Genomic DNA, 6,930 nt, shown 5'->3' on the forward strand with positions numbered 1-6,930 from the left:
CGATTAATGTTGACCATGGTTATGTCCATGAAATCGACAATTTCCACTTTATTGACGGCGTGATTGACGCCTGTCGCGAACTTAAAAAGATGGGCTTCGCGTTGGTGATGGTGACCAACCAGTCCGGCATTGCGCGCGGCAAGTTCAGCGAAGACCAGTTTATGTACCTGACCGAGTGGATGGACTGGTCGCTGGCCGATCGCGATGTCGACTTCGACGGCATCTATTTCTGCCCGCATCATCCGGAGGCGGCAGTAGAGGAGTATCGTCAGGTGTGCGACTGCCGTAAACCGCAGCCGGGCATGCTGTTGCAAGCGCAGCAGGAATTGAACATCGATATGGCCGCTTCTTATATGGTGGGGGATAAACCGGAAGACATGCAGGCGGCGATCGCGGCCGGCGTCGGCACCAAGGTGCTGGTGCGTACCGGCAAGCCGGTGACGGAGCAGGGCGAAAAGCTGGCCGATTGGGTGCTTAATAGCCTGGCGGACCTGCCTGCAGCCATCAAAAAGCGGGTTTAATAGGCGTTACGAATGAATAGTGAGCGGTCAGATAAAAAATGCATATTAACGCTTGTCATTCTGAACCGGCTCCCTATAATGCGCCTCCATCGACACGGAACATGTGAACAACTTCACAGAGTATCCGGGGGTCGCAGAGAAAAAATCCTGAAATTAGGGTTGACTCTGAAAGAGGAAAGCGTAATATACGCCACCTCGAGTTAGCAAGCGAAAGCGCCTAACTCACTGCTCTTTAACAATTTATCAGACAATCTGTGTGGGCACTCCACAAGACGATATCCAGCATCTTCGGATGCAAAAAAATATCAAGTCTTGAAGAGTGACTAACTGAAGTAAAATTCATGCAGTAAATCTTTGAGCATCGCTTCTCGAGTGGAAGCAAATCAAGCTTTTAATTGAAGAGTTTGATCATGGCTCAGATTGAACGCTGGCGGCAGGCTTAACACATGCAAGTCGAGCGGTAGCACAGGGGAGCTTGCTCCCTGGGTGACGAGCGGCGGACGGGTGAGTAATGTCTGGGAAACTGCCTGATGGAGGGGGATAACTACTGGAAACGGTAGCTAATACCGCATAACGTCGCAAGACCAAAGAGGGGGACCTTCGGGCCTCTTGCCATCAGATGTGCCCAGATGGGATTAGCTAGTAGGTGGGGTAATGGCTCACCTAGGCGACGATCCCTAGCTGGTCTGAGAGGATGACCAGCCACACTGGAACTGAGACACGGTCCAGACTCCTACGGGAGGCAGCAGTGGGGAATATTGCACAATGGGCGCAAGCCTGATGCAGCCATGCCGCGTGTGTGAAGAAGGCCTTCGGGTTGTAAAGCACTTTCAGCGAGGAGGAAGGTGGTGAACTTAATACGTTCATCAATTGACGTTACTCGCAGAAGAAGCACCGGCTAACTCCGTGCCAGCAGCCGCGGTAATACGGAGGGTGCAAGCGTTAATCGGAATTACTGGGCGTAAAGCGCACGCAGGCGGTTTGTTAAGTCAGATGTGAAATCCCCGGGCTCAACCTGGGAACTGCATTTGAAACTGGCAAGCTAGAGTCTCGTAGAGGGGGGTAGAATTCCAGGTGTAGCGGTGAAATGCGTAGAGATCTGGAGGAATACCGGTGGCGAAGGCGGCCCCCTGGACGAAGACTGACGCTCAGGTGCGAAAGCGTGGGGAGCAAACAGGATTAGATACCCTGGTAGTCCACGCTGTAAACGATGTCGATTTGGAGGTTGTGCCCTTGAGGCGTGGCTTCCGGAGCTAACGCGTTAAATCGACCGCCTGGGGAGTACGGCCGCAAGGTTAAAACTCAAATGAATTGACGGGGGCCCGCACAAGCGGTGGAGCATGTGGTTTAATTCGATGCAACGCGAAGAACCTTACCTACTCTTGACATCCAGAGAACTTAGCAGAGATGCTTTGGTGCCTTCGGGAACTCTGAGACAGGTGCTGCATGGCTGTCGTCAGCTCGTGTTGTGAAATGTTGGGTTAAGTCCCGCAACGAGCGCAACCCTTATCCTTTGTTGCCAGCGGTTCGGCCGGGAACTCAAAGGAGACTGCCAGTGATAAACTGGAGGAAGGTGGGGATGACGTCAAGTCATCATGGCCCTTACGAGTAGGGCTACACACGTGCTACAATGGCATATACAAAGAGAAGCGACCTCGCGAGAGCAAGCGGACCTCATAAAGTATGTCGTAGTCCGGATTGGAGTCTGCAACTCGACTCCATGAAGTCGGAATCGCTAGTAATCGTAGATCAGAATGCTACGGTGAATACGTTCCCGGGCCTTGTACACACCGCCCGTCACACCATGGGAGTGGGTTGCAAAAGAAGTAGGTAGCTTAACCTTCGGGAGGGCGCTTACCACTTTGTGATTCATGACTGGGGTGAAGTCGTAACAAGGTAACCGTAGGGGAACCTGCGGTTGGATCACCTCCTTACCTAAAGATATTGATTCGAGTGGCGTGCTCACACAGATTGTCTGATGAAAAAGTAATGAGCAAACAAAACCTTGTGGTATAGGTAAGTGCCGGGAGATTTGTGACTGTCCAGTGCAGTGACAAACGACAATGGCGCTCGATTTTTCACGAAAAATCTCACCTTTACCCGAAATTATCGAATCGGTGATTCGATAAGCCAATTTCGTGTCCCCATCGTCTAGAGGCCTAGGACACTGCCCTTTCACGGCTGTAACAGGGGTTCGAATCCCCTTGGGGACGCCATTCCGATAATGAGTGAAAGACATTATCACCGGTTAGCGATAACCGAAAAAATCTTAAAGATGACTTGCGAGTCATGTTTAAGATATTGCTCTTTAACAATCTGGAACAAGCTGAAAATTGAAACATGACGGCTGAAATTTATCCCTCCGTAGACGTATTGGGATAAAGAGTAACCTGTCATAGAGTCTCTCAAATGTTTGCAGCACGAACGATGGAAACATCTTCGGGTTGTGAGGTTAAGTGACTAAGCGTATACGGTGGATGCCTAGGCAGTCAGAGGCGATGAAGGGCGTGCTAATCTGCGAAAAGCGTCGGTAAGGTGATATGAACCGTTATAACCGGCGATACCCGAATGGGGAAACCCAGTGTGTTTCGACACACTATCATGTCATGAATACATAGTGGCATGAGGCGAACCGGGGGAACTGAAACATCTAAGTACCCCGAGGAAAAGAAATCAACCGAGATTCCCCCAGTAGCGGCGAGCGAACGGGGAGGAGCCCAGAACCTGAATCGGCTTGTGTGTTAGTGGAAGCGTCTGGAAAGTCGCGCAGCAAAGGGTGATAGCCCCGTACACTAAAATGCACAGGTCGTGAGTTCGATGAGTAGGGCGGGACACGTGACATCCTGTCTGAATATGGGGGGACCATCCTCCAAGGCTAAATACTCCTGACTGACCGATAGTGAACCAGTACCGTGAGGGAAAGGCGAAAAGAACCCCGGCGAGGGGAGTGAAATAGAACCTGAAACCGTGTACGTACAAGCAGTGGGAGCACCTTCGTGGTGTGACTGCGTACCTTTTGTATAATGGGTCAGCGACTTATATTTTGTAGCAAGGTTAACCGTATAGGGGAGCCGTAGGGAAACCGAGTCTTAACTGGGCGATTAGTTGCAAGGTATAGACCCGAAACCCGGTGATCTAGCCATGGGCAGGTTGAAGGTTGGGTAACACTAACTGGAGGACCGAACCGACTAATGTTGAAAAATTAGCGGATGACTTGTGGCTGGGGGTGAAAGGCCAATCAAACCGGGAGATAGCTGGTTCTCCCCGAAAGCTATTTAGGTAGCGCCTCGTGAACTCATCTTCGGGGGTAGAGCACTGTTTCGGCTAGGGGGCCATCCCGGCTTACCAAACCGATGCAAACTCCGAATACCGAAGAATGTTATCACGGGAGACACACGGCGGGTGCTAACGTCCGTCGTGAAGAGGGAAACAACCCAGACCGCCAGCTAAGGTCCCAAAGTCATGGTTAAGTGGGAAACGATGTGGGAAGGCATAGACAGCCAGGATGTTGGCTTAGAAGCAGCCATCATTTAAAGAAAGCGTAATAGCTCACTGGTCGAGTCGGCCTGCGCGGAAGATGTAACGGGGCTAAACCATGCACCGAAGCTGCGGCAGCGACGCTTAGGCGTTGTTGGGTAGGGGAGCGTTCTGTAAGCCGTTGAAGGTGGCCTGTGAGGGTTGCTGGAGGTATCAGAAGTGCGAATGCTGACATAAGTAACGATAAAGCGGGTGAAAAGCCCGCTCGCCGGAAGACCAAGGGTTCCTGTCCAACGTTAATCGGGGCAGGGTGAGTCGACCCCTAAGGCGAGGCTGAAAAGCGTAGTCGATGGGAAACAGGTTAATATTCCTGTACTTGGTGTTACTGCGAAGGGGGGACGGAGAAGGCTAGGCTAGCCGGGCGACGGTTGTCCCGGTTTAAGCGTGTAGGGGGTGTGACCTGGTAAATCCGGTTGCATACTAACCCTGAGGCGTGATGACGATGCACTACGGTGCAGAAGTAGTTGATGCCCTGCTTCCAGGAAAATCCTCTAAGCATCAGGTAACATTAAATCGTACCCCAAACCGACACAGGTGGTCAGGTAGAGAATACCAAGGCGCTTGAGAGAACTCGGGTGAAGGAACTAGGCAAAATGGTGCCGTAACTTCGGGAGAAGGCACGCTGGCATGTAGGTGAAGTCCCTTGCGGATGGAGCTGAAGCCAGTCGAAGATACCAGCTGGCTGCAACTGTTTAATAAAAACACAGCACTGTGCAAACACGAAAGTGGACGTATACGGTGTGACGCCTGCCCGGTGCTGGAAGGTTAATTGATGGGGTCAGCCGCAAGGCGAAGCTCTTGATCGAAGCCCCAGTAAACGGCGGCCGTAACTATAACGGTCCTAAGGTAGCGAAATTCCTTGTCGGGTAAGTTCCGACCTGCACGAATGGCGTAATGATGGCCAGGCTGTCTCCACCCGAGACTCAGTGAAATTGAACTCGCTGTGAAGATGCAGTGTACCCGCGGCAAGACGGAAAGACCCCGTGAACCTTTACTATAGCTTGACACTGAACATTGAGCCTTGATGTGTAGGATAGGTGGGAGGCTTTGAAGCGTGGACGCCAGTCTGCGTGGAGCCATCCTTGAAATACCACCCTTTAATGTTTGATGTTCTAACTCGGCCCCATAATCTGGGGTGAGGACAGTGTCTGGTGGGTAGTTTGACTGGGGCGGTCTCCTCCCAAAGAGTAACGGAGGAGCACGAAGGTTAGCTAATCACGGTCGGACATCGTGAGGTTAGTGCAAAGGCATAAGCTAGCTTGACTGCGAGAGTGACGGCTCGAGCAGGTACGAAAGTAGGTCTTAGTGATCCGGTGGTTCTGAATGGAAGGGCCATCGCTCAACGGATAAAAGGTACTCCGGGGATAACAGGCTGATACCGCCCAAGAGTTCATATCGACGGCGGTGTTTGGCACCTCGATGTCGGCTCATCACATCCTGGGGCTGAAGTAGGTCCCAAGGGTATGGCTGTTCGCCATTTAAAGTGGTACGCGAGCTGGGTTTAGAACGTCGTGAGACAGTTCGGTCCCTATCTGCCGTGGGCGTTGGAAGATTGAGAGGGGTTGCTCCTAGTACGAGAGGACCGGAGTGAACGCACCACTGGTGTTCGGGTTGTCATGCCAATGGCATTGCCCGGTAGCTAAGTGCGGAAAAGATAAGCGCTGAAAGCATCTAAGCGCGAAACTTGCCTCAAGATGAGTCTTCCCTGGGCCTTTAAGGCCCCTGAAGGAACGTTTAAGACTAAGACGTTGATAGGCTGGGTGTGTAAGTGCAGCGATGCATTGAGCTAACCAGTACTAATGATCCGTGAGGCTTAACCTTACAACACCGAAGGTGTTTTTAGAGAGATTTTCAGCGACGTTCCGAGATTGGTTCTGATGGCTTCACGGGAGTGAGGCGGTTGGAATGAAACAGAATTTGCCTGGCGGCAATAGCGCGGTGGTCCCACCTGACCCCATGCCGAACTCAGAAGTGAAACGCCGTAGCGCCGATGGTAGTGTGGGGTCTCCCCATGCGAGAGTAGGACACTGCCAGGCATCAAATAAGCCAAGAGGCCATCCGAAAGGATGGCCTTTTTGCTTTCAGTACCTCTCATCCTCCCTGCCAAAGATCCTGACGCAGTTCGCGCAATGAAACATTTTCACCTTTCCGCTGAATGCTCGACAGCGACGGAAAAAAACGCTATCTTCGGGCATCTAGAAGTCTAAACGTATAAATGGATGTGTGAGGGTTAAGCAATGCCGATTCGTGTTCCTGATGAGTTACCTGCGGTCAATTTCTTGCGTGGTGAGAATGTCTTCGTGATGACATCCTCGCGGGCAAAAACACAGGAAATCAGGCCGCTGAAAGTGCTGATCCTTAACCTGATGCCAAAGAAGATCGAAACGGAAAACCAGTTTCTGCGCCTGCTTTCCAACTCGCCGCTGCAGATTGATATCCAGCTGCTGCGCATCGACAGCCGCGAATCGAAGAATACGCCGGCCGAGCATCTGAATAACTTCTACTGCGACTTCGAGGATATTCAGAATGAGAACTTCGATGGTTTGATCGTCACTGGCGCGCCGCTGGGGCTGGTCGATTTCTGCGATGTTGCCTACTGGCCGCAGATCGAACGGGTCATTGACTGGGCCAAAAACCATGTTACCTCCACGCTGTTCGTGTGCTGGGCGGTACAGGCGGCGTTGAATATTCTGTACGGCATTCCCAAGATGACGCGTGAAGTGAAGCTCTCCGGGGTTTATCCGCACCAAACGCTGCAGCAGCATGCGTTGCTGACGCGCGGCTTCGACGAAAGCTTCCTGGCGCCGCATTCGCGCTATGCCGATTTCCCGACCGAGGTGATTCGCCAATATACCGACCTGGACATCTTGGC

At 52.1% G+C, this 6,930-nt stretch carries 2 protein-coding genes, 1 tRNA gene and 3 rRNA genes; all 6 read left to right on the plus strand.

What is annotated here, in order from left to right; genetic code table 11:
- The first annotated feature begins 2 nt into the window (after nucleotides 1–2).
- Nucleotides 3–521, plus strand: coding sequence for a D-glycero-beta-D-manno-heptose 1,7-bisphosphate 7-phosphatase (gene gmhB / locus ACIREE_RS42410; protein ID WP_404164921.1), 519 nt, complete (start codon nucleotides 3–5; stop codon nucleotides 519–521).
- A 392-nt stretch (nucleotides 522–913) separates the two neighbouring features.
- A 16S ribosomal RNA gene (locus ACIREE_RS42415) occupies nucleotides 914–2,455 on the plus strand.
- Between the two features lie 206 nt (nucleotides 2,456–2,661).
- Nucleotides 2,662–2,737, plus strand: a tRNA-Glu gene (locus ACIREE_RS42420).
- A 234-nt stretch (nucleotides 2,738–2,971) separates the two neighbouring features.
- Nucleotides 2,972–5,879, plus strand: a 23S ribosomal RNA gene (locus tag ACIREE_RS42425).
- A 99-nt stretch (nucleotides 5,880–5,978) separates the two neighbouring features.
- Nucleotides 5,979–6,094, plus strand: a 5S ribosomal RNA gene (gene rrf, locus ACIREE_RS42430).
- Together the 16S, 23S and 5S rRNA genes with 1 tRNA gene alongside form the textbook arrangement of a ribosomal RNA operon.
- A gap of 201 nt (nucleotides 6,095–6,295) precedes the next feature.
- A partial coding sequence (gene metA / locus ACIREE_RS42435) for a homoserine O-succinyltransferase (protein WP_404164923.1) occupies nucleotides 6,296–6,930 on the plus strand: 635 nt, incomplete at its 3' end.

Origin of the sequence: Streptomyces sp. NPDC102467 (genome assembly GCF_044765445.1) — a bacterium.
In the GTDB taxonomy this organism is placed as follows: domain Bacteria; phylum Actinomycetota; class Actinomycetes; order Streptomycetales; family Streptomycetaceae; genus Streptomyces.